This window comes from Kitasatospora sp. NPDC127111, from assembly GCF_042677465.1.
Classification (GTDB): domain Bacteria; phylum Actinomycetota; class Actinomycetes; order Streptomycetales; family Streptomycetaceae; genus Kitasatospora.
Window position 1 is genome coordinate 47593 of the sequence record NZ_JBHXTG010000026.1, and the last position, 23060, is coordinate 70652.

The following is a 23060-nucleotide window of genomic DNA, read 5'->3' on the forward strand; positions in this document are numbered from 1 at the left end:
CTCAGGCGCCCAGGTCGTGCTTGACGCCCGACTCGGTGCTCTCGTAGTTCGCGGCGCTCTGCCGCAGGGCCTGGGTGACCTCGCCGATCGTGCTGCCGAGCGCGGCGATCTGCCGGTCCCAGGCGGACGCGGTCTCCGCGGCGGCCCTGCCGGTGCTCCAACCGGTCAGCGAGGCGGATACCCGGGAGGTCTCGTCCTCCGCGGCCCGCCCCTCGCCGTTGACCCGGCCGTGGATCCGGTCGGACGAGTCGGCGGCGTCGCCCAACGCGTCCGGGTCGACCCGGACCGTCCCGCCGCCGCGGCCGGGGGCCCCGGAGGAGCAGAGCCGGGTGCGGGCGGTCTCCTGCCGCCGGGCCTCGGCCGTCAGTCGGCCCGCGGAGTCGTAGGCCCAGGGGTTCATCATGCGGTCGAACTCGGTCGCGCGATCGGTCACGTGTCCACTCCGTCCGGCCGGACCGGTCGGCCCGGCGACCCCCCGTCAGGAATTCGACCAGGGTACAAAAAGCGCGCCGTCGCCGCCGCCCCCTAGGGGATCACCGGTGGACGTCATACCGCAGCATCAGGCCGGGTTCGTCATTCCAGCTCATGGCCCGCACACGACGGGCGCACTACGTTGAGGGACGTGTCCACTGTCATCAAGACGGACGGCCTCACCAAGAGGTTCCCCCGGGTCACCGCCCTCGATCGGCTCACCGTTGAGGTGGAGCCCGGGGTGGTCGGACTGGTGGGGGCGAACGGCGCGGGCAAGTCCACACTCATCAAGATCCTGCTCGGGCTGGCCCCCGCGACCTCGGGTACCGGCCGGGTGCTCGGGCTGGACATCGCCACCCGGGGTCCGGAGATCCGCGAGCGCGTCGGCTACATGCCGGAGCACGACTGCCTGCCGCCGGACGTCTCGGCGACCGAGTTCGTGGTGCACATGGCGCGGATGGCCGGGCTGCCGGCCGCGGCGGCCCGGGAGCGGACGGCCGACACGCTGCGGCACGTCGGGCTGTACGAGGAGCGGTACCGGCCGATGGGCGGGTACTCGACCGGCATGAAGCAGCGGGTGAAGCTGGCCCAGGCGCTGGTGCACGACCCGAAGCTGGTGCTGCTGGACGAGCCCACCAACGGGCTGGACCCGGTCGGCCGGGACGACATGCTGGCGCTGATCCGCCGGGTGTACACCGACTTCGGCATCTCGGTGCTGGTCACCACCCACCTGCTCGGCGAGCTGGAGCGCACCTGCGACCACCTGGTGGTGATCGACGGCGGCAGGCTGCTGCGCTCCTCCTCCACCGCCTCCTTCACCGGCGCGACGGCCACCCTCGCCGTCGAGGTGACCGACTTCCCCGACGGCCGCACCCCGGACGGCGGCACCCCCGACGCGAGCGCCGCCGTGCGCGAGCGGCTGGTCGCCGCCGGGCTCGTGGTGGAGACGGACGGCCCGCGGATCCTGCTGGTGCGGCTCGCGGGTGACGACACGTACGACGCCATCCGTGACGCGGTGGCCGGCCTCGGCCTCGGGCTGGTCCGGCTGGAGCAGCGCCGTCACCGCGTCGCCGAACTGTTCACCGGTACGGGCGACGACCCCGCCGACCACACCACCGAGCACCAGGGAGGTGCCGCAGATGCCGCTGCCTCCTGAGACCGGGCGCGCCGACACCGGCGTCATCCACGACATCGGCTACCGCGGTTACACCGGCCCCCGGCTGGGCCGCTCCTACGCGACCCGCTCGCTGTTCACCCAGAGCCTGCGCGCCGCGTACGGGCTGGGCCGCTCGGGCAAGTCCAAGGTGCTGCCGATGCTGGTGCTCGGCGCGGCCACCGCGCCCGCCGCCATCATGGTGACGCTCACCCTCGCCACCGGGCGCGACGACCTGCCGGTCGACTACCCGCAGTACCTGAGCGTGGTCGGGCTGGTCGTCTCGATCTTCCTCGCCTCGCAGGCGCCCGTGCTGTTCTCCCGGGACCTCCGGCACCACACCGTCCCGCTCTACTTCTCCCGCCCGATCACCCGGGCCGACTACGTCCGGGCGAAGTTCGCCGCGATGGTCACCGCCCAGCTGCTGCTGATGGCGGCCCCGCTGCTGGTGCTCTACGCCGGCGCGCTGCTCGGCGGGCTGAGCTTCGGGCACCAGACCGCGCACCTCCTGTACGGGCTGGTTGCCGCGGTGCTGTACGCCCTGGTGCCGACCTCGGTGGCGGTGGTGATCGCCGCGACCACGCCGCGCCGCGGCTTCGGGGTGGCCGCGATCATGGGCTACCTGGCGATCAGCACCGCGGTGGTCGGGATCGTCGTCGGCATCAGCCGGGGCGTCTCCTCCGCCGTGCCGGACTCCGCCCAGTGGATCACGCTGCTCTCGCCCGGCGGACTCGTGGAGAGCCTGACCAACGAGCTGTTCGACCTCGGCAGCGGTCCGGAGCGGATGCACGCGCCCGGCGCCCTCGGCGTGCTCGTCTTCGCCGCCACCGCGGCCGCGATGGTGGCCGGCTCGTACGCGCTGCTGCTGCGCCGCTACCGCAGCATCTGACCACCACCACCTGAGAGGGCGTCATGGCCACCATCAGCATCGACCAGGTCTCGCGTTGGTTCGGCAACGTGGTCGCCGTCAACGACGTCAGCATGACGATCGGTCCCGGCATCACCGGGCTGCTCGGGCCCAACGGCGCGGGCAAGTCCACGCTCATCCACATGATGAGCGGCTTCCTCGCCCCCTCCACCGGGGCGGTCACCCTGGACGGCGCGCCGATCTGGCGCAACCAGGAGGTGTACCGGCGGATCGGGCTCGTCCCCGAGCGCGAGTCGATGTACGACTACCTGACCGGCTGGGAGTTCGTCCTCGCCAACGCCGAACTGCACGGCCTCGCCGACCCGGGCGCCGCCGCCCGGCGGGCGCTGGCCCTGGTCGAGATGGAGTACGCCCAGGACCGGAAGACCGGCACCTACTCCAAGGGCATGAAGCAGCGGGTCAAGATGGCCTCCGCGCTGGTCCACGACCCGGCCGTGCTGCTGCTCGACGAGCCGTTCAACGGCATGGACCCGCGCCAGCGGCTCCAGCTGATGGAGCTGCTGCGCCGCTTCGGCGCCGACGGCCGGACGGTGCTCTTCTCCTCGCACATCCTGGAGGAGGTCGAGCAGCTGGCCCGGCACATCGAGGTGGTGGTGGCCGGCCGGCACGCCGCCTCCGGGGACTTCCGGAAGATCCGCCGGCTGATGACCGACCGCCCGCACCGCTACCTGGTCCGCTCCAGCGACGACCGCCGGCTGGCGGCCGCGCTGATCGCCGACCCCTCCACGGCCGGCATCGAGCTGGATCTGACGGCCCGGCCGGACGGCGGCTCCGCCACGGGTGCCCTGCGCATCCAGGCGGTCGACTTCCAGGGCTTCACCACCCTGCTGCCGAAGGTCGCCCAGCAGGCGGGCATCCGGCTGTACACCGTCGCACCGGCGGACGAGTCGCTGGAGAGCGTCTTCTCGTACCTCGTCTCCGCGTAGCGGAGCGCACGTCCGCGGGAGCCCGCCCGACCCGCACCCCGCCGAGCGCCACCCCGCCCGACCCGCACCCCGGAACCGGACCCAGGAAGGCCGACCACACCATGAACCCGACCGTCGCCAGGCTGACGCTGCGCGGCCTGCTGGGCCGCCGCCGCGGCATCCTGCTGCTGGTGGTCCCCGCCCTGCTCCTGCTCGTCTCGGCGATCGCCGCCGGCTCCAGCGGGGACAAGCACGACCTGACCGTCAGGATCCTCGGCCAGCTGGGCCTCGGCACGCTGCTGCCGATCCTCGGCCTGATCGTCGGCACCGGCGCCATCGCGACCGAGATCGACGACGGCTCGATCGTCTACCTGCTCGCCAAGCCGCTGCCCCGCTGGAAGATCGTCGCCACCAAGCTGGTCGTCGCGGTCGGCACCACCTGGGCGTTCGCGGCGGTCCCGACCCTGCTCGCCGGCCTGCTGCTGTACGGCACCCGGGACGGGCTGGCGCTCGGTTACACCGTCGCCGCCCTCGTGTCCGGGGCCGCCTACAGCGCGCTCTTCCTGCTGCTCGGCGTGGTCACCCGGCACGCGGTGGTGGCCGGGCTGGCGTACGCGCTGGTCTGGGAGTCGCTGATCGGCAACTTCGTCGAGGGCGCCCGGACGCTGAGCGTCCAGCAGTGGGGTCTCTCGGTGGGCCGGGCGGTGGCCGGGGACGGTGCGATCACCGCGCACGTCGGGCTCGGCGTGGCGGTGCCGCTGCTGCTGGTGGTCACCGCGGCCGCGACCGTGCTGGCCGCGGTGAGGCTGGCCGGGCTGACCCTGGCCGCCGAGGAGTGACGCCCCGTGGCCGGCGCGGCCGGCGCGGCCGGAGCCGGAGCGCGCCCGGTCAGAGCGCGCCCGGTCAGAGCGTCCGGTTGCGCCCCGCGCCCCAGCCGGCCGCGGCGACCACGCCGGCCAGGACCAGCATCAGCGCCAGTGGGGTGGTCCAGTCACCGGTCAGCTGGTGCAGCGCCCCGGCGCCGACCGGACCGGCCGCCGCCACCAGGTAGCCGACCGCCTGCGACATGCCGCCCAGCTGGGCGGCGCCGGCGGCGCTGTCGGTCCGCAGCACGATGAAGGCGAGGCCGAGGCCCAGCGAACCGCCCTGGGCGACGCCGAGGATGGTGGCCGCCACCCAGGCGCCGGGCACCGGGGCGATCAGCAGGACGGCGATGCCGAGCGCGTTCAGCCCGGCCATCACCACGGCCAGCGCCCGCTGCCGGGTCATCCGGCCCGCCAGCAGCGGCACCAGGAAGGCACCGGCCACCTGGACCAGGTTGGAGAACGCGAAGACCAGGCCGGCCTCGCCGCGGTCCATCCCGTGGTCGGCCAGGATGGTCGGCATCCACGCGACCAGGGTGTAGACCAGCAGCGACGAGATGCCCATGAAGAGGCTGATCTGCCAGGCCAGCGGCGTGCGCCAGATGCCCTCGACGGGCCGGTTCACCGGGGCGGCCGCGGCCACCCGCACCCGCTCCTGGCGCGAGCGCAGCACCTGCGGCAGCCAGGCCACCGCGGCGACCACCGCCAGCAGCGACCAGGCCCCCAGCGAGGCCTGCCAGCCGCCGCCGAGGGCGTGCTCCAGCGGCACCGACGTCCCGGCCGCCAGCGTCGCGCCGACCAGCATGGTGGTCGAGTAGACGCCGGTCATCGCCGCCGCCCGGCCCGGGAACTCGCGCTTCACCAGGCCCGGCATCGAGACGTTCAGCACCGCGATCGCCACGCCGATCACCACGCAGCCCGCGTACAGCGCCGCCACCGAGGGGAGCACCCGCAGCAGCACGCCCGCGCCGAGCACCAGCACCGCGCCCAGCACCACCCGCTCGGTGCCGAACCGCCGGGTCAGCCGCGGGGTGAGCGGGGCGCCGACGCCCTGGAACAGCACCGGCACGGTGGTGATCAGGCCGCTCGCGGTGGCGGAGAGGCCGAAGGCGCGCTGGATCTCGGCGACCATCGGGGACACGGCCGCCAGGCACGCGCGCATGTTCAGGGCGACCAGCACGATGCCGGTCAGCAGCAGCGCGGGGTGGGCCAGCCGGGCGCGGACCGGGGGGACGGCGGAGGAGGTGGTGACAACCGGCTGCTGGGCACGGGTGACTGCCATGAGGACGTGCTGCTCTTTCGTGGAATCAGGGGAGGCGGACGGCGGAAGGGGCTCGTGGAGCCGCTTACTTCCGGGCCGCGATGGCCGCGAGGAGCTGCTCGACGGCCGCGGTGGGCTCGGCGAGCAGCGCACGACACGCCGCCTCGGCGCGGTCCGGGTCGCCGCTCTCGATCGCGTCCACCAGCGCCTCGTGCGTGGCCACGACCACCTCGGGCATCTCGTGGTCCCCGAAGGCCGTCCGCATCGACTCGCGCACCGAGGCGCCGAAGTAGCGGTACACCTCGGTGAGCGCCGGGTTGTGGGCGGCCTCGACCACGGCGGTGTGGAACTCGAGGTCGTGCTCGACGGTCGCCTCGCGGCCGGCCCGCTCGGGGTGCGCCGCGATCACCTCGGCCTCACGGGCCAGCGCGGCCCGCATCCGGACGACGTCCTCGGGCGTGTGCCGCAGCGCGGCCAGCCGGGCGCCCTCGGCCTCCAGCGCGGCGCGGACCTCCAGCACGTCGCGGACGCCGGACCGCTGCACGCCCCGCAGGACGGAGGCCGGGTCGCTGGTGCTGCGGACGAAGGTGCCCTCGCCCTGCCGGGAGACCAGCATGCCGGCGTGCACCAGCACCCGGATCGCCTCCCGGACGGTGTTCCGCCCGACCTGCAGCTGCTCGGCCAGCTCGTGCTCGGTGGGGATCCGCGCGCCGACCGGCCAGGTCCCCGCCGCCAGCTGCTCGCGCAGCTGGTCGATCGCGGTGTCCACCAGCGAGCGCCGCCCGGCGGCGTGCAGCGCGCGGTTGCTGTCGGCGTTGGTCATGGCGGCTCCCTCCGGGTCTCGACGGCCGGTCATCGGTCATCCTACAACTGCCTTGCCCGGTCATCCTACAACTGCCGGTGGACCATCCGTGAACAGCGCGGGAACCGTCCGGTCCCGGCTCGCGTTCCTTCGGACGACTTCGGTCCACCCCTATTTCGAGGAGACGCCCGCATGGTGTTCAAGAAGCTGCTCGGTGCCCTGGGCGTCGGCGGTCCCGGTGTCGACACGGTGCTGACCACGCCGGTGGTCCAGCCCGGCGGTACGTTGCAGGGCACGGTCGAGCTGACCGGGGGGACGGTCGAGGCGGACATCCGGGGGATCACCCTGACCCTGGTCGCGCGGGTGGAGATCGAGCACGAGGACGGCGAGAGCACCGGGCTGTACCCGTTCGCGCGGTTCTCGGTGACCGCCCCCCTGGTGCTGGCGCCCGGTGAGAACCGGTCGATCCCGTTCGCCGTCCAGGTGCCGTGGGAGACGCCGGTGACCACCGTCGCCGGGCAGCACCTGCGCGGCATGCAGCTCGGCGTGCGGACGGAGGTGGACATCGCGGGCGCGCTCGACAAGGGCGACTCCGACCCGCTGGAGGTCGAGCCGCTGCCGGTCCAGCGCCGGATCCTGGACACCCTGCTGCAGCTCGGCTTCCAGTTCCGCTCGGCGGACCTGGAGGCCGGCCACATCCGCGGCACCGGGCAGACGCTGCCGTTCTACCAGGAGATCGAGTTCTCCTCGGCGCCGCGGTACGCGCACGCCTGCAACTCGCTGGAGGTCAGCTTCGTCACCACCCCGCACCGGGTGGAGGTGGTGCTGGAGGCGGACAAGCGCGGCGGCCTGTTCAGCCACGGCGGCGACGTGATCCGCACCCACGTGGTCGAGCACGGCCAGGCCGACCAGGACCTCACCGGCCTGGTCGACGGCTGGATCCGCGCGGCGCTCTGACGCCGCCGGCCCGGGACTCCAAGGCCCCGCGGCCCCGGAGTCCCGCGGCCCCGGAGTCCCGGGCCTTGGAGTCCCGTGGGCCGGGAGTCGGGTGGGCCCGGGGCCCGCTCAGCCGTAGGAGACGTTGCTGCAGATGTCGTCGTCGGCCGAGCGGGCCTCGCTGACCACCTCGGAGGGCAGCGGGGCCGGCACGGCCGGGGTGCCGGCGGCGGGGGCCGCGGAGGCGTTGGCCGCCGCGTAGTCCTTGCCGAGGACGAGGCTGATCCCGGCCGCCGAGGTCGGCGTCAGGGTGGCGCCCGGGAACAGCGCCGCGACCTTCTCCGCGTTGGCCTTCTGCCCGCTGCCGTACTCGACCGTGGTGGTCGCCTTGTTGGTGTTCTTGGCCGTGGCGACGCCGGTGACGGTGACCTTGGCGGCCTTCAGCGTCTCGGCGGCCTTGCCGGCCAGGCCGGTGGCGGTGGTCCCGTTGTAGACCGCGACCTTGACCGGGGTGTCCACGGCGGCGGGCGAGGGCGCCGCCGGCGGGGTGGTCTCGGGGGCGGCCGTCGGGGTCTGCGGCGCGTCCTCCTGCTTGCCGGTGGCGTCCTGGCCGTCGATGGTCCGGTCGGCCAGCAGGGTCTTCCAGAGGTTGTCGACGGCCGGGTGGACCAGGTCGATCCGGGGGCCGTTGTAGCGCCAGGGCGCGGTGAGGAACTTGACGTCGTGCAGGTCGATGTTCTTCATCGACAGCGCGAAGTCCATCAGCTTCTTGGCCGAGTCCAGCCCGGGGTCGACCGTCATCGACTTGGTGGCCGCGTCGGCCAGCGGCAGCAGCGTGGTCGGGCTCAGGCCCTGGCCCTTGACCTTGGCCATCATCGAGGAGAGGAACGCCTGCTGGCGCTTCATCCGGCCGACGTCCGAGTCGTCCCCGATGCCGTGCCGGAGCCGGACGTAGTCCAGCGCCTTCTGGCCGGAGACCTTCTGCTTGCCCTTGGGCAGGACGATCTTGCCCTTCTTGCCGAGGTTGGGGTTGATGTTCCCCTCGTAGATGTCGTTGGGCAGGCAGACGTCGACCCCGTCCACGGCCTGGGTCATCGCCGCGAAGCCCTCGAAGTTCACCTCGATGGTGTGGTCGACCCGGATGCCGGTGAGCTTCTCGACGGTGTTCTGGGTGCAGGCCGGGTTGCCGGTCTCGGTGTTGCCCACCGAGAACGCCGAGTTGAACATCTGCCCCGGCTTCTCCTCGGTCCACTTCCCGTTCGGCAGCTTGCAGCGGGGGATGGTGACCAGGGCGTCGCGCGGGATCGAGATGCCCACCGCGTGCTTGTGGTCGGCGTAGACGTGCAACAGGATCGTGGTGTCCGAGCGGGCGCCGTCCTCGTTGCCGCCGCCGAGGTCGCTGTTCTTGCCGGAGCGCGAGTCCGAGCCGATCAGCAGGACGTTCACCGGCTTGTTGCCGTTGGCGTCGGCCTGTGCCTCCGGCGGCCGGTCGGCGGCGATGGCGTCGCCGTCGAAGGACTTGATGTTGCCGTTGAGCTTGTAGTAGATCGCGCCACCGGTGCCGGCCAGCACGACCAGGACGCCGGCCACCGACCAGGCGACGATCTTCTTGACGTTCCGCTTGGGTTTGCGGCTGTTGCGCGCGGCCGCGCGCCCGCCCGCTGCGGCGCCCTCGGCCCGGCCGCCGTCGTTGCGGCCGTTGTCGGACCGGCCACGGCCGCCGCCCTTGCCCTGGGCGGCCCGGCGGGCCTCGGCCCGGCCACCGGGGCGCGGCGCGGGGACCCGGCCGCTCGCGTCGGCCGGCCGCTCGGTGCGGACACCGCCGCGCGAACCGCCGTCGGCGCGCCGCCGCCCGTCCGCCCCCGACCTGCTCTCGTCCCTCTGGCCTGACATGCGCGTACCTCTCAGCGGCGGCTGCAGCAATCCTGTCCGGGTCCGGGGGTACGGCCCGGGTCCGCCGGGAGCACCGCACAGGAGCACCGCACCAGGAGACGCGGAGCTTCAGCGGAGCATACAAACTCTTCCTGTGACGGTCAGCATCCGGGTGCCGCCGGAACGATCCCCGGCCCGGCCGACGGCCGGCGCACCCGGTCGTCCCCGGCCCGGCCGGCGGAAGCGGCCCGCGCTCACCGCGCCGGGTAGAGCCGCTCCAGCACGGCGGCGACGCCGTCCTCGTCGTTGCTGACGGTGACCTCGTCGGCGACCGCGAGCAGTTCCTCGTGCGCGTTGGCCATCGCGACGCCGTGCGCGGCCCAGCCGAACATCGGCACGTCGTTGGGCATGTCCCCGAAGGCGATGGTGTCGGCGGCCCTCACGCCCAGCCGGCGGGCGGCGACGGCCAGGCCGGTGGCCTTGGAGAGGCCGAGCGGCAGCAGCTCGACGATGCCGGCGCCGGCCAGCACCACGCCGACCAGGTCGCCGGCCACCCGGCGGGCGGTCTCGGCGAGGAGGTCGTCGGTCATCGCGCGGTGCTGGATGTACAGCTTGCTGAGCGGGGAGAGGAGCAGCTCGTCCTTGGCGACCCGGACCACCGGCAGGTCGGAGCCGATCAGCAGCTCGTAGCCGGGCCCGGCCAGTACGTCGCCGTCCAGGCCGTCCTGGTTGGCGGCGACGGCCAGCGGGCCGGTCTCCGCCTCGATCTTGGCGATCGCCAGCGCGGCCAGCCGGCGGTCCAGGGTGAGCGAGGTGAGCAGCTTGTGCGCGCCCGCGTCGTAGACCTGGGCGCCCTGCCCGCAGACCGCTATCCCCCGGTAGCCGATCTCGTCGAAGACCGGACGGGCCCAGGCGGCCGAGCGTCCGGTGACGATGATGTGCAGCGCCCCGGCGCCGGTGGCCGCGGCCAGCGCGGCGCGGGTGCGCCCGGAGACCGTCTCCTCGCTGGTCAGCAGCGTGCCGTCGAGGTCGGTGGCGACCAGCCGGAAGGGCAGGCCGTCACCGTCGGCGGGGGAGACGGGGCTGGGGCTGGTGCTGCTCATGGGCCGTGCGTCTCCCGGGAGTTGCTTTCGGGCGGTGGTGCGGGTGGAGCGGGCGGCACCGGGGGGCCCGGTGCCGCCGTGGCGGCTACTTGGCGGGCTCCAGGACGGCGCGCCCGCCGAGGTACGGCCGCAGCGCCTCCGGCACGACGACCGAGCCGTCGGCCTGCTGGTGGTTCTCCAGGATCGCCACGATGGTGCGCGGGACGGCGACCAGGGTGCCGTTCAGCGTGGCCAGCGGGCGGACCTTGCCCTCCTCGCGCATCCGGATGGAGAGCCGGCGGGACTGGTACTCGGTGGTGTTCGAGGTCGAGGTGACCTCGCGGTACTTGCCCTGGGTCGGGATCCACGCCTCGATGTCGAACTTGCGCGCGGCCGAGGCGCCGAGGTCGCCGGAGGCGACGTCGATCACCCGGTACGGCAGCTCCAGGGCGTTCAGGAAGTCCTTCTCCCACTGGAGCAGGCGGCGGTGCTCGTTCTCGGCGTCCTCGGGCGAGGTGAAGACGAACATCTCCACCTTCTCGAACTGGTGGACGCGGATGATCCCGCGGGTGTCCTTGCCGTAGGTGCCGGCCTCGCGGCGGAAGCAGGACGAGTAGCCGGCGTACCGCAGCGGCAGCTTCTCGGCGTCGATGATCTCGTCCATGTGGTACGCGGCGAGCGGGACCTCGCTGGTGCCGACGAGGTAGCGGTCCTCCTCTTCGAGGAAGTACACGTTCTCGGCGGCCTGGCCGAGGAAGCCGGTGCCGTCCATGGCGGCCGGGCGGACCAGGGCCGGGGTGATCATCGGGATGAAGCCGGCCGCGGTGGCCTGGGCGACCGCCATGTTGACCAGGGCGAGCTCCAGCAGCGCGCCGACACCGGTCAGGTAGTAGGACCGCGCACCGGCGACCTTGGCGCCGCGCTCGGTGTCGATCGCGCCGAGGATCTGCCCCAGCTCGACGTGGTCGCGGGGCTCGAAGCCCTCGGCGGCGAAGTCGCGCGGGGTGCCGATCTCCTCCAGCGTGACGAAGTCCTCCTCGCCGCCGACCGGGGCGGCCGGGTCGATGAGGTTCGCCAGCGAGCGGAGCAGGCGCTCGGCCTCGTCCTTGGCCGCGCTCTGCTCGGCGTCGGCGGCCTTGACCTCGGCGGCCAGCTCCTTGGTGCGCTGGAGCAGGGCGGCCTTCTCGTCGCCCTGGGCCTTGGCGACCAGCTTGCCGAGCGTCTTCTGCTCGTTGCGCAGTTCGTCGAAGCGACTGCCCGAGGACCGGCGCCGCTCGTCGGCGGAGAGGAGGGCGTCGACCAGGTCGACGTCCTCGCCACGGACGCGCTGCGAGGCGCGCACTCGGTCAGGGTCCTCACGGAGCAGGCGAAGGTCAATCACGGGCCCAAGCCTACCGGGCGGGGGCCCTTCCACCGGTACGGGTTTTCCCCTGGGGATAACTCCCCGGAGCCTGTGGATAACTCCTGTGGGGAACGATCCGGTGTGAGGTTATCCACAGGCGGGGCCGGTGGGCTGTGGACGGTCCGGGCTCCGGTGGGGAGGAAGCGCGAGGCTAGGGAAATGAGGTTTCAAACCTCATTTGACCTTCCCGAGTGAGGGAATTGAAGCACTCGGACGGGTGATTTGCCGGTACACGGGTGACTCTGGTCCGATTAGTCATCTCTGCGACGCTAACCGATGATCCGACCGAAACCCGTAGTGGCTATACCGGTTTGTCGACTCGTCCCCAGGTCTGTGGATAACTCCGGGCTGTGGACAGCGGGCGCCCCTGTGGACAGCCGGTTCCGGCGGCAGGGGCCCTGTGGACGACGGGTGGGGTCACCCGTCCCGCCGTCCGAGCGCGGTCGAAAACGGTCGGAAAAGGTCAGGAGGACAAAAGCCGGCGAGCGGATGTCGCCGCCGCCGTCAGATGTCGCCGCGACCGTCGAGGCAGCGGGAGAGCCAGTCGGCCGCCTCGGTGAAATCGGCGTCCGAGGTGCCCGGCCGCTGGTGCACCGAGGCCTGCTGGTCGGCGCGCGGATAGGAGCCGAGGAAGCGCACCTGCGGGCAGATCCGCTTGAGGCCCATCAGCGCCTCGCTCACCCGGCGGTCGGTGAGGTGCCCCTCGCAGTCGATGAGGAAGCAGTAGTTGCCGAGCCCCTCACCGGTCGGCCGGGACTCGATCCGCATCAGGTTGACCCCGCGCACCGCGAACTCCTGGAGCAGCTCCAGCAGCGCACCCGGGTGGTCGTCCGGCAGCCAGACCACCATCGAGGTCTTGTCCGAGCCGGTCGGCGAGGAGACCCGCCCGGGCCGGCCGACCAGGATGAACCGGGTGGTCGCGGTGGCCGCGTCGGCGATGTCCTTGACCAGCGGGTCCAGGCCGTAGATCGGTGCCGCGAACTCGCCCGCGAACGCGCCGTCGAACCGGCCCTCGGCCACCAGCCGGGCGCCGTCGGCGTTGGAGGCGGAGGACTCCCACCGCGCGTCCGGCAGGTTGGCGGCCAGCCAGCGGCGCACCTGCGGCTGGGCCACCGGGTGGCTGGTCACCGTCTTGATGTCGGCCAGCTCCGTCCCGGGCCGGACCAGCAGCGCGAAGGAGATCGGCAGCAGCACCTCGCGGTAGATCATCAGCGGGGCGCCGGAGGCGAGCTCGTCGTTGGTCGCGGTGACGGCGCCCTCGACCGAGTTCTCGACCGGCACGAACGCGCCGGACGCCTCGCCGGCCCGCACCGCGTCCAGCACCAGCGGCACCGAGGCGAGCGGGACGAGCTCCCGGGTCGCCGCCTCGGGCAGGGTGCGCAGCGCGGCCTCGGTGAAGGTGCCCGCCGGGCCGAGGTAGGTGTAGCGGGTCGCCGACATGCCGCGCCTCCAGGGGACGGGGTACCGAGTGAACGAGGGGTGCCCGGGTGACCGAGGGCCTGCCGGGGCGGGCGTGTCCTGTGGACCCTGCCGGGGCCGCAGGGCACGCCCCGCCACCTTAACGACTCCGCCGCGTCGACCCGGCGGCGTTCCGTCCAGTGGGCAGTTGTCTGCCGAACCGCTCGGATTCCGGCCGGGGACGTGCTACGGCCGTTGCTCGAAGACCGAGCTAGTCCTCCAGCAACGTCTGCCCCACGTACCCGCCCTGCGGGGCGCCGGGCGGGACGGCGTACAGGCCGCTGGCCTCGTGCCGCAGGAAGCGGGAGAGGCCGTCGCCCCGGGAGAGCTTGCGCTGCACCGGGGTGAAGCCCTGGCGCGGGTCGGCCTGGAAGGCGAGGAAGAGCAGCCCGGCGTCCGGGGAGCCGTCGGCCAGCAGGCCGTCGTGGTACGAGAAGCCCCGCCGCAGCATCGCCGCCCCGCCGTTGGCGGCCGGCGCCGCCACCCGGATGTGCGCGTCGGACGGGATCGCCAGCGAGCCGTCCGGGCCCTGCGCGGCCAGGTCGACCGGGGTGGACTCGCCGCCCGAGGCGGGCGCCGAGAGCGGGGCGCCGTCCGACTTCCGCCGGCCGATCACCCGCTCCTGGCGGTCCAGCGGCAGCGCCTCCCAGGTGTCCAGCAGCATCCGGATCCGCCGGAACACCAGGTACGAGCCGCCAGCCAGCCAGGCCGGCCGGTCGCCCCCGGCGGCGCAGAACACCTTGCCGGCGAAGCCGTCCTCGCCGGGCTTGGGGTTGTTGGTGCCGTCGATCTGGCCCATCAGGTTGCGCCCGGTCATCGGGTGCGCGGTGGCGCCGGGGGTGCGGGCGAAGCCGGCCGACTGCCAGCGCAGCGCCGCCGTGCCGGCCGCCTGCCGCTGGAGCACCCGCAGGGCGTGGACGGCGACCAGGGCGTCGTCGGCGCCGATCTGGACGAACAGGTCGCCGTCGCCGCGGGCCGGGTCGAGGGCGTCCGCCGGGAAGGCGGGCAGCGGTTCCAGCGCGGCCGGGCGGCGGTCGGCCAGCCCGGCCTTGTCGAACAGGGTGGCGCCGAAGCCGAAGGTGACGGTGAGCGAGCAGGGGCCGGCGTCCAGCGCGACCTGGTTCTCGAACTCCTCGGCGGGCTCGCCGGCGGTCAACCGGGCCGCCGTCCGGGACCAGCGCCGCAGCAGCGCCCGCAGGGCGTCCCGGCCGGCCCCGGCGGCCAGGTCGAAGGCGGCCAGCTGGACCCGGGCCTGCTGCGGGTCGAGGATCCCGGCCTGATGTTCCCCGTGGAACGGTCGCCGGGCCGCGCCGAGCGCGCCGGCCGGGCCCGGGTCGGGAGCGGCCGCCGGGGCCCGGTCCAGGGCGACCGCCCCGGCCGCCCCCGCACTCGCCCCGACCACCAGTCCGGCGCCGGCGGTGCCCAGCAGGGCCCGCCGGGTGACGCCGCGGTGCGGCGCCCCGGCCGCGGTCCGCGCGGGCCCCGTGCTCCCCGTGCTCCCCGTGCTCTCGGTGTTCGTCGTGCTCCCCGTGCTCGTCGTGCGGTCCATCGCGGTCACCCGATCTTCAGCGGTTTGATCTCGGTGGTCTGGTCGATCTCCGAGGAGCGGACCTGCACCGACACCACCCAGTTGCCGGCCAGCGGCAGCTGCGCGGTGCCGCTCCAGCGGCCGGTGCCGTCGGTGGTCAGCGTGACCGGCAGCGGACCGAGGTCGCGGTCCGGCAGGGTGAAGGCGAGTTCCACCTCGGGGACCTCGACCGGCTTCCCGTCCGCGCCGTCCAGCGCGAGGTGCACCTCGTTCGGCCCGGTCCGGGCCGGGTTGAGGGTGACCGTCGCGGTGCCCTTGGCGTTCGGGGTGCGGCCCTTGGTGTCGTACGGGAGCTTGAGCTCCAGGGTCTGCCCGGGCACGGTCTGCGGGGCGGGGGCGCCGGGGGCGGGCGCGGCGGTGGCGCCCTTCGCGCCGCCCCCGGCCGCGACCTCGCCCGCCACCCGGCCGGGCGGCGAGTTGGTCAGCATCGTGGTGACCACGAGGACGGCCACCGCGACCAGCGCCTCGACGAGGACGGAGCGGCGCAGCCCGGCCCGGGTCGGGGTGAGCCCGCGGTCGCGTCCGGCGTTCTTCCGGGCCGCCTGCTGGCGGGCCAGCTGGGCCTGCCGGACCGGGTCGTCGGAGCGGGCCGCGACCGCGACCGGCTCCGGCACCTCGGCCGGCGCGACCTCGGCGGCCTCGGCCGGGGCGGCCCGCAGCCGGGCCAGCCAGGAGCGGGAGATCCAGGCGACGCCGAGCATCGCGACCACGCAGCCGGTCTTCACCAGCAGCAGCCGTCCGTACTCGGTGCCGGTCAGCGCGCCCCAGCTGCCGAGCCCGCGCCAGGACTGGTAGATCCCGGTGGCGGTGAGCACCGCGACCGCGCCGAAGGCGACCTTGGAGAAGCGGTCGGCGACGTCCGCGCCGATTCCGTTCCGCAGGCCGGCCAGCATGGCCGCCAGGCCGCCCAGCCAGAACGCCATCGCGATCAGGTGCAGGATGCCGAGCGGCAGGGCCAGCCAGACCTGGATGCCCACCGAGGCGTGGTCGGCGCCGACCCAGGTCGCCGCCAGGGCGACGGCCAGCACCAGCCCGGCCACCCCGAGGCCCAGCCGGGCCTCGCGCTGCGGCCGTTCGGCGGCGCGCTGCTCCAGCTCGCGCAGCTCCGCCGCCTCGGTGTCGTCCGCCTCCTCGGCGTCGTCCGCGCCGTCCGGGCCGTCGTCCGCGGGGGCCGGGGCGACCCGGGGCACCGGCTGTCCGAGCTGGCCGACCAGCAGGGACAGGAACACCCCGCTCGCCGCGAGCAGCAGTAGTCGGGCCGCCAGCGCGGTGCCGATCCGCTCGTCCAGCGTGGCGCGCACCAGCGAGAGGTCGAAGGCCTGCCCGACGCCGGAGCCCCGCTCGTACGGGCCGCGCAGCATCAGCACCGCGACGGTGGACACCAGCAGCGCCACCCACCCGCTCATCAGCAGCCGCTGCACCGAGCGCCGCGTGGCGCCGGCCGGCCAGCAGATCAGCACGAACGCGGCCGCGCCGGCCAGCAGGGCGAACGCCCCGTAGGCGACGGTCCGCGCGGTGCCGTAGAGGGCGGCGACCACGTCGTCGGCCTCGGCGGTGTTCAGCGCGGTGGCCGAGACGGAGGTGTCGGAGGGCGCGCCGACGGAGAAGGTGAAGGCGCCGCCGATCGGGTGCGAGTCCGCGGAGACGGCCCGCCAGGCCACCGTGTAGGTGCCGTTGGCCAGCCCGCCCTTCAGCCCGACCCGGGCGGTGTTGTCCCTGCCGTCGGCGTGCGCCGGGTTGCCGCTGTCGACCGCCTTGCCGGCCGGGTCGAGCACCCGCACCGAGTCGCCGGAGAGCGACACCGCCTCGCTGAAGGTCAGCGTGACGGCCTGCGGCGCGGCGGCGACGACCGAGTTCTGCGCCGGGTCGGTGGACTGCAGGGTGGCGTGCGCGGCGGCCGGTCCGGCGCCGGCGAGCATCAGCGCGAGGAGCGCGCCGAGGACGCCGAACAGCCCGGCGAGCCTGCGCGCGGCGAGCCGGCGGCGGGTGGTCTGCGGTCTCCGCGGCAACGCGGCCTTCAGCATCTCGCGGGTCCCTTACTGCTGGCCGGGGCGGTAGGTGAGCTCCTTGACCGGCACCTTCACCGAGATGGTGCCGGTCTTGGCGAAGGTCAGGTCCAGCTCGACCTCGTCACCGAGGGCGGGGGCCTTCTGCCATCCCATGATCATGAGGTGGGTGCCGCCGCGGGCGAGCTGCAACGCGCCGTGCGCCGGGACGTCCAGGCGCTCGACCTGCTCCATGGTGGAGGCGGTGGAGCGGTGCATGGTGATCGACTGCGCGCCGGGGCTGGAGACCTTGACCAGCTGGTCCTCGCCGCCGTCGTTGCGCACGGTCAGGTAGCCGGCCGCCATGCCGCCCGCCGGGGGCAGCGGGATGTACGGGTCGGCGACGCTCAGCCGGGCCGGCCCGTCGGCGGCGCCGGCACCGTCCTGGCCGCCCGCACCGCAGGCGACCAGGATGGCGCCGCCGCCCAGTGCCGCCGCCAGCGCCGCGCCCGCGAGCACGCCGCGGCGGAAGCCCAGGGCCCCGGTGCCCGTCACGCCGCGACCCCCTTGGCGAGCAGCGGCAGGTCGTGCTCGTAGGTCTTCTCCTCGGTGCCGCTGAGGTAGAGGACGTGCGCCTTGTCGTCCGAGGGCAGGAAGGCCAGCACCTGCGCGCCGTGCGTGGAGGTGACGGTGCCGTCGCCGTTGACCACCGGGTCCTCGATCAGGATGCCGAGCGACTTGGCGGCCGTCTTGACCTTGGCGAGGTCGCCGGTGAGGCCTATGAAGTCGGTGCCCATCGAGTCCAGCCAGGTGCGTAGCACCTGCGGGGTGTCGCGCTGCGGGTCGGTGGAGACGAAGACGACGTTGACCTTCTGCCGCTCCTCCGCGGAGAGCTTCTTCATCGCCACGCCGATGTCGCCCATGGTGGTCGGGCAGACGTCCGGGCAGCTGGTGTAGCCGAAGAACAGCAGGGTCGTCCTGCCGTTGGTCCGCTGCCGCAGGTCGTACGGCTGGCCGGCGGTGTCGGTCAGCTGGAGGTCGGGCTTCTCGAAGTTCTTGCTGAGCACCGTGCCCTGGTACGGCGAGTCGGCCTTCTGCTGGGTGACCTTGGCGGGGCCGCTGCCGCCGGCGCCGTCGGAGCCGCAGGCGGTCAGGGTGAGGGCGGCGGCGAGGGCGACGGCGGCGGCGCCGGCCAGGCGGGCGGTGCGGGGGGTGCGGTGCATGGGAGGTCCGATCGTGCGCGGTGGAGCACCGGCGGGGCCGCCCCGGGCCGGGGTGCGGCGCGGGGGTGGCCCCGCCGGTGCGAGGGGTCAGGAGGCGGAGCTCTTGCGGCGCAGGCCGAGGATGCCGAAGGCGGTGCCGATCACGCCGACCACGATGCCGACCACGCCGAGCACGCGGGCGGTGGAGTCGCTGGCCTTGGTGTCGGCGGCGGCCTCCTCCTTGGCGCCGCCGTCGTGGCCGTGGCCGTCGGCGGCCGGGGCGGCGGAGGCGGAGGCGGTGACGCCGTGGCCGTCGCCGGAGGTGGCCTTGGTGAGGGCCAGCACGGGCGCGGGCTTGGCCGGCTCGGGCTGGCCGTCCTTGGCCTCGTCGATCCAGCGGACCACGTCGCCGTTGTCGTAGCTCTGCAGCGCCTTGAAGACCAGCTTGTCGGTGTCGGTCGGCAGCGGGCCGAGCGAGACGCGGAACTCCTGGAACTGGCCGGGGGCGATCTTGACGCCCGCGTCGGCGGTCCAGGTGATCTTGGAGACGGCCTCGTTGACGTCGTTGCCGTGCACCTTGATCGGCTTGTCGAGCTTGGACTTCTCGACGGTCGCGGTCCAGCCCGGCATCGGGAGGGTCCGGACGGAGGCCAGCGGGTGGTCCAGCGGGAGGTTGACCTCCAGCTTCACCGTGGAGGCGCTGTCGTTCTCGTTCGGCACCCGGAAGTCGACGGCGGTGTAGCCGCCCTGCGGGGCGTTGCCCGGGTTCACGGTGACGTGCGCGAAGGCCGGGCCGGCGAGCGCCACCACGGAGGCGGCGGCGGTGAGGGCGACGGCGGCGATACGACGGGCGGTAAGGGAACGCATGGTGTTCGGGGTCTCCGTTCGGAGGCTCGGCGGCAGGCCCGCTCCCGGGCACGGTGATCCGTGCCCCGGCAGGGCCGCGCGGCGTGGGGACGAGAGGGGAGGAGCCGGGGACCCCGCGGGAGTGCGGGGACGGCTCGGCGGCCGCGTACACCCGGGGCCCGGTACATGTGGGGGTACCGGGAGGCGGGGATCAGTACGCGAGCGCCCCGAACGGCGGCCCCCGCCGCACCACGCTGTGCCGCAGCGCGGCACCGGCCGGCAGCGGGTCGTCCCCGCCGCGCGCGCCGTACCGGCGGGCCGGACCGGGCGTGCCGAGCAGGCCGCCCAGCAGCGCGGCGGCCAGCGCGAACGCCGACCGCAGCGGCGTCGCCCAGTGCTCCCGGGCGGCGGTGGCGGTGATCCGGACCAGCCGCCAGAGCGCCGCCTCGCCGCGCCGCAGCCACCAGCCGGCCACCAGGGCGGCGGCCAGGTGGCCCGCGAGCATCGACGGCGTCATGCCGAACAGGCCGCCCTGCCACCAGGGCGCGGCGGCGTACGCCCGCGGGTCCAGGCCCGCGCCGGCGACCAGCTGCTCGGCGGTCGGACTGCCGGGCAGCCCGGCGAGCGTGCCGGGCCGGGCCTCGTTGCAGAGCAGCCGGCCCGCCACCTGCGGCAGGGTCAGCGGCCCGGAGCCGCCGCCGTGGTGGGAGCCGGCCATCGCGCCGGCCGCCGCGGTGGCGTGGCCGCCGAAGGCGTGGAAGAGACAGTGCAGACCGAGCTGGCCCGCGCCGAGCGCACCGGCGATGGCGCCGAGCGAACGCTCCCGCCCGCCGAACGCCGCCGCGAGCACCAGGACGGCCGCGAAGCCGGTCGCGAGTGCGGCCGGGGCCACGTTCCCGCCGCCGGCCAGGGCGTGCCCGGCGGCCGCGATCAGCGTGCAGACCAGGGCGAACGGGACCGCCCGCGCAAGCCGCAGGTCCCAGGCGGCGGCCCCCACCGGCGCGTCCGGTGCGAGGGCGCCCGGGTGCGGGGCGGCGGCGTGGGCAGTCATGGCGGGGCCCATCATCTCATCGCCTACCGGACCGACACGGGCAGGGTGGGAAATCCGGGAGGCTCGTCCGGCGACTCCCGCCCGACGCCGATTGTCGGACAAGGCCCACGAATGCCCCGTTCGGCCCCGGCGCGCGGCGCCCGGTGTGCGCCGCTCGGCACACACCACGGCCCCAGTCCATCCGCCGAACGGGCGGTGGCGGACCTCCGGCACGGTTCACCGCCGGATCGCCCGGAGATACCTCGTTATATGTGGAGCCGCAGCCAGGAGGGACCTCCCGTGGACATCTGGTGGACTCTGCACCTCAAGCGCGACCCGGCCAGCGTTCCGCTGGCCCGGCGCATCCTGCTCGGTGCGATGGCGACGGCGGGTGTCGACCCGCAGATCGCCCACGACCTCGGCGTCGCCCTCAGCGAGGCGTGCGCCAACGCCGTCGAGCACGGCGCGAGCGGCCGGCCCGACGAGGGCTTCCAGGTCACCGCCTCGATCAGCGGCGACCTGCTGCGGATCGAGGTGACCGACTCCGGCCCCGGGCTCTCCGTGCCGCCCGCACCCACCGCGCCCGCGCACCAGCTGCGCCGCCCCGCCGCCCCCGCGGCCCGCCCGGCGCCCAACCGCCGCACCCGGCGCGGCCGGGCCAGCGTCCCCGGGCCCCTCGTCACCACCCACCGGCCTCGTCGCGAGGGCCGCCCCTACGACACCCACGTCCTCCCCTGTCGCCCCCCGGCCCCCACCCTGCGCCCGGTCGACCTCGATACCCTCCCCGACCTCACCGCCGAGTCCGGCCGCGGGCTCTTCCTCATCCACGCCCTCACCGACCACGTCCAGCTCCGCAACCATCCCCTCCGCGGCGCGATCGTCAGCTTCGACAAGATCCTCAAGTGGCAGGACGGCGCGTTGCTGCGGGCCTGCTGAGGGGCGCGGGCGGCCGCCGGGGGCGGGGGCCGGGTGGGTGGCGCCGCCGACGGTCGGGGGTTGCGGGTCCGCTGAGGAGTGCGGGCGGATGAGGGGAGTGTGAGGTCGGGCCCGGTGGTGCGTGCCTCCGGCGGACGGGGGTGGGGGTGGGGGCGGGGCACGCCCTAGCCTGGCGCGATGGGTGCGGTGGGTGAGTGGGATCTCCGGCGGTTGCGGGTGCTGCGGGCGGTCGGGGAGTGCGGGACGGTGACGGCGGCGGCCGAGCGGCTCCACCTCTCGCCGTCGGCGGTCTCGCAGCAGGTGTCGGCACTGGCGAAGCAGCTGGGCGCGCCGATGCTGGAGCCGTACGGCCGGCGGGTGCGGCTGACCAGCGCGGCGCGGCTGGTGCTGCGCCACGCCGAGCTGGTGTTCGGGCAGCTGGAGCGGGCCGAGGCGGAGCTCGCCGGGTACCTGCACGGCGAGGCGGGCGAGGTCCGGGTGGGCGCGTTCGCCACCGCGATCGGCGGCCTGCTCGTCCCCGCGATCGCCCGGCTGCGAGAGACCGCCCCCCGGCTGGTGGTGCGGGTGGTCGAGGCTGAGGCCGCCGGGGCGTACGGGTTGCTGGCGGCGGGCGACGTCGACCTGGCGCTGTCGCTGGCCGTGCAGCCCGACGCGGGGGATCCCCGGTTCGTCCGGTCGGTGCTGCTCAGCGACCCGCTGGACGTGGCGCTGCCGCCCGGCCACCCGCTGGCCGGAGCGCCCGGGCTGCGGCTGGCGGACCTCGCCGGCGAACCGTGGATCTACGGCGCCGCCGGGCCCTGGCGGGAGATCACGCTGACGGCCTGCGCCGACGCCGGGTTCGTGCCCGAGCGCGCGCACACCGCGGCGGACTGGACGGCGATCCTGGCGATGGTCGCGGCCGGCCTCGGGGTGGCGCTGGTGCCCCGGCTGGCCTCGGCGGGGCGCGGCGGCGGGGCGGTGGTCCGGGCGCTGCCGGCCGACCTGCCGACCCGACGGGTGGTCGCGGCGGTCCGGGAGGGGACGGAGCGGACGCCGCCGCTGCGCCGGGTGCTGGCCGCCCTGGCGGAGGTGGCGGCCACCGTTCAGGCAGGGTGAACGGTGTGCTCAGTTCTTTGTGATGGACCTGATCGGTACGGCGGGGCGATGGTGGACGCATGGCCACCGACGACACCCCCAGGACCCTGCCCGACGCCGCCGCCCTGCCCTACGCGGGTGGCAACCCGTACGCCGACTACCGCTCCGGCGAGTTCGCCTTCACCGCGCTGACCGACCTGGCCGACCGGCGGCTCGGCGGCGCCGTCATCGCCGCCAACGACGAGCTGTTCGCCGAGCGGGAGAACCTGCTGCTGCCCGAGCCCGCCGAGTTCCGCCCGCACACCTTCGGCAACAAGGGCCAGATCATGGACGGTTGGGAGACCAGGCGGCGCCGCGGCGCCGGCACCGACCGACCGCACCCGGCCGCCGACGACCACGACTGGGCGCTGATCCGCCTGGGCGTGCCGGGGATCGTGCGCGGCGTGGTCGTGGACACCGCGCACTTCCGCGGCAACCACCCGCAGCAGATCGCCCTGGAGGGCGCCGAACTCCCGGGCACCCCGGGCCCGGAGGAGCTGCTCGCCGCCGACACCGTCTGGCACCCGCTGGTGCCGCGCTCCCCGGTGCGCGGCCACGCCGCCAACGGCTTCGCCGTCGACAGCGGCCGCCGGTTCACCCACCTGCGGCTCAGCCAGTACCCCGACGGCGGCATCGCCCGGCTCCGGGTGCACGGCGAGGCCCGGCCGGACGCCGGCTGGCTGGCCGCGCTCGGCACCTTCGACCTGGCCGCGCTGGAGAACGGCGGCGCCGTCGAGGACGCCTCGGACCGCTTCTTCTCGCCCCCGGCCAACCTCGTCCTGCCCGGCAAGTCCCGGGCGATGGGCGACGGTTGGGAGAACCGCCGGCGCCGCGACGACGGCCACGACTGGGTCCGGCTCCGGCTCGCCGGGCGCGGCGCGATCCGGGCCGTGGAGATCGACACCGGGTACTACGTCGGCAACGCGGCCGGCTGGGCGGCGCTGTACGGGCGGGACGCGCGGGCCGCGGACCCCGAGGAGTGGTTCGAGCTGGTGCCGCGGACCAGGCTCCAGCCCGACGCCGTCCACCGCCTGGTGCTGGACGCGCCCCGGCCGGCCACCCACGTCCGGCTGGACGTCTTCCCGGACGGCGGCATCGCCCGGCTGCGGCTCCACGGCAGCCTGGTCTGAGCCCGCCCCGGCCACCCCGCCGGTCTCCGGTCGCCGTCCCGGCCACCCCGCCGGTCTCCGGTTGCCGGTGCTGGAGGGCCGCCGGACGATGGGGGAA

The 23060-nt window shown here is 74.6% G+C and carries 21 protein-coding genes; 8 read left to right on the top strand and 13 right to left on the bottom strand.

Going from position 1 to position 23060, the window contains the following annotated elements; genetic code table 11:
- Position 1: 1 nt before the first annotated feature.
- A complete protein-coding gene (locus ACFVHB_RS18035; protein WP_380322472.1) occupies positions 2 to 433 on the bottom strand; it encodes a WXG100 family type VII secretion target in 432 nt (143 codons plus the stop codon).
- A 189-nt stretch (positions 434 to 622) separates the two neighbouring features.
- On the opposite strand from ACFVHB_RS18035, the gene ACFVHB_RS18040 reads away from it, so the two are divergent.
- The 4 genes from ACFVHB_RS18040 (at position 623) to ACFVHB_RS18055 (ending at position 4296) form a co-directional block, all read left to right on the top strand.
- Positions 623 to 1627 carry an ABC transporter ATP-binding protein gene (locus ACFVHB_RS18040; RefSeq protein WP_380322475.1) on the top strand — a complete coding sequence of 335 codons (1005 nt, stop codon included), beginning with the start codon at positions 623 to 625 and terminating at the stop codon, positions 1625 to 1627.
- A complete protein-coding gene (locus ACFVHB_RS18045) occupies positions 1611 to 2513 on the top strand; it encodes an ABC transporter permease (RefSeq protein WP_380322478.1) in 903 nt (300 codons plus the stop codon). Before ACFVHB_RS18040 ends, ACFVHB_RS18045 begins: the two co-directional genes overlap by 17 nt.
- Before the next feature lie 23 nt (positions 2514 to 2536).
- Positions 2537 to 3478, top strand: a complete 942-nt coding sequence (locus tag ACFVHB_RS18050) for an ABC transporter ATP-binding protein (RefSeq protein ID WP_380322483.1) — start codon at positions 2537 to 2539, stop codon at positions 3476 to 3478.
- A 101-nt stretch (positions 3479 to 3579) separates the two neighbouring features.
- Positions 3580 to 4296, top strand: a complete 717-nt coding sequence (locus ACFVHB_RS18055; RefSeq protein WP_380322486.1) for an ABC transporter permease — start codon at positions 3580 to 3582, stop codon at positions 4294 to 4296.
- 64 nt (positions 4297 to 4360) lie between these two features.
- Here ACFVHB_RS18055 and ACFVHB_RS18060 read toward each other — a convergent pair whose 3' ends face one another.
- Both ACFVHB_RS18060 and ACFVHB_RS18065 read right to left on the bottom strand, forming a co-directional pair.
- Positions 4361 to 5602 carry a CynX/NimT family MFS transporter gene (locus ACFVHB_RS18060; protein WP_380322489.1) on the bottom strand — a complete coding sequence of 414 codons (1242 nt, stop codon included), beginning with the start codon at positions 5600 to 5602 and terminating at the stop codon, positions 4361 to 4363.
- 64 nt (positions 5603 to 5666) lie between these two features.
- Positions 5667 to 6404 (bottom strand): FadR/GntR family transcriptional regulator, encoded by a 738-nt coding sequence (locus ACFVHB_RS18065; protein WP_380322491.1) that lies wholly within the window; start codon positions 6402 to 6404, stop codon positions 5667 to 5669.
- Positions 6405 to 6575: 171 nt separating this feature from the next.
- Between ACFVHB_RS18065 and ACFVHB_RS18070 the strand changes: the two genes are divergently transcribed.
- Positions 6576 to 7340: a sporulation protein gene (locus ACFVHB_RS18070; protein WP_380322494.1), complete on the top strand. Its 765-nt coding sequence runs from the start codon at positions 6576 to 6578 to the stop codon at positions 7338 to 7340.
- A 108-nt stretch (positions 7341 to 7448) separates the two neighbouring features.
- On the opposite strand, the gene ACFVHB_RS18075 is transcribed toward ACFVHB_RS18070, so the two are convergent.
- The 10 genes from ACFVHB_RS18075 to ACFVHB_RS18120 all read right to left on the bottom strand — a co-directional run bounded on the left by ACFVHB_RS18075 (position 7449) and on the right by ACFVHB_RS18120 (position 19805).
- Positions 7449 to 9212 (bottom strand): LCP family protein, encoded by a 1764-nt coding sequence (locus ACFVHB_RS18075; protein WP_380322497.1) that lies wholly within the window; start codon positions 9210 to 9212, stop codon positions 7449 to 7451.
- Positions 9213 to 9445: 233 nt separating this feature from the next.
- Positions 9446 to 10294 (bottom strand): HAD family hydrolase, encoded by an 849-nt coding sequence (locus ACFVHB_RS18080; protein ID WP_380322500.1) that lies wholly within the window; start codon positions 10292 to 10294, stop codon positions 9446 to 9448.
- Positions 10295 to 10379: 85 nt separating this feature from the next.
- Positions 10380 to 11654 (bottom strand): serine--tRNA ligase, encoded by a 1275-nt coding sequence (serS, locus tag ACFVHB_RS18085; protein WP_380322503.1) that lies wholly within the window; start codon positions 11652 to 11654, stop codon positions 10380 to 10382.
- Positions 11655 to 12179: 525 nt separating this feature from the next.
- Complete coding sequence (gene pheA / locus ACFVHB_RS18090; RefSeq protein WP_380322506.1) at positions 12180 to 13115, bottom strand: prephenate dehydratase; 936 nt, start codon at positions 13113 to 13115, stop codon at positions 12180 to 12182.
- Between the two features lie 229 nt (positions 13116 to 13344).
- On the bottom strand, positions 13345 to 14682 hold the full coding sequence (efeB, locus tag ACFVHB_RS18095) for an iron uptake transporter deferrochelatase/peroxidase subunit (RefSeq protein ID WP_380322509.1): 1338 nt from the start codon (positions 14680 to 14682) through the stop codon (positions 13345 to 13347).
- Between the two features lie 5 nt (positions 14683 to 14687).
- Entirely contained in the window at positions 14688 to 16745 is a 2058-nt protein-coding gene (locus ACFVHB_RS18100) for a FixH family protein (RefSeq protein ID WP_380322512.1), read from the bottom strand.
- Positions 16746 to 16757: 12 nt separating this feature from the next.
- Positions 16758 to 17261: a copper chaperone PCu(A)C gene (locus ACFVHB_RS18105; protein ID WP_380322515.1), complete on the bottom strand. Its 504-nt coding sequence runs from the start codon at positions 17259 to 17261 to the stop codon at positions 16758 to 16760.
- Positions 17258 to 17929 carry an SCO family protein gene (locus ACFVHB_RS18110; RefSeq protein WP_380322518.1) on the bottom strand — a complete coding sequence of 224 codons (672 nt, stop codon included), beginning with the start codon at positions 17927 to 17929 and terminating at the stop codon, positions 17258 to 17260. The genes ACFVHB_RS18105 and ACFVHB_RS18110 overlap by 4 nt, the downstream gene beginning before the upstream one ends.
- Positions 17930 to 18016: 87 nt before the next feature.
- The gene (locus ACFVHB_RS18115; RefSeq protein WP_380322521.1) at positions 18017 to 18775 is read right to left on the bottom strand and encodes a YcnI family protein; all 759 of its coding nucleotides are present in this window, start codon (positions 18773 to 18775) and stop codon (positions 18017 to 18019) included.
- A 190-nt stretch (positions 18776 to 18965) separates the two neighbouring features.
- The gene (locus tag ACFVHB_RS18120; protein ID WP_380322524.1) at positions 18966 to 19805 is read right to left on the bottom strand and encodes a hypothetical protein; all 840 of its coding nucleotides are present in this window, start codon (positions 19803 to 19805) and stop codon (positions 18966 to 18968) included.
- Positions 19806 to 20084: 279 nt separating this feature from the next.
- Here ACFVHB_RS18120 and ACFVHB_RS18125 point away from each other — a divergent pair, with 279 nt between their 5' ends.
- The 3 genes from ACFVHB_RS18125 to alc all read left to right on the top strand — a co-directional run bounded on the left by ACFVHB_RS18125 (position 20085) and on the right by alc (position 22963).
- Entirely contained in the window at positions 20085 to 20720 is a 636-nt protein-coding gene (locus tag ACFVHB_RS18125) for an ATP-binding protein (RefSeq protein WP_380322527.1), read from the top strand.
- A gap of 186 nt (positions 20721 to 20906) precedes the next feature.
- Positions 20907 to 21815, top strand: coding sequence for a LysR family transcriptional regulator (locus tag ACFVHB_RS18130; protein ID WP_380322597.1), 909 nt, complete (start codon positions 20907 to 20909; stop codon positions 21813 to 21815).
- Between the two features lie 59 nt (positions 21816 to 21874).
- Positions 21875 to 22963 (top strand): allantoicase, encoded by a 1089-nt coding sequence (alc, locus tag ACFVHB_RS18135; protein ID WP_380322530.1) that lies wholly within the window; start codon positions 21875 to 21877, stop codon positions 22961 to 22963.
- Positions 22964 to 23060 lie beyond the last annotated feature (97 nt).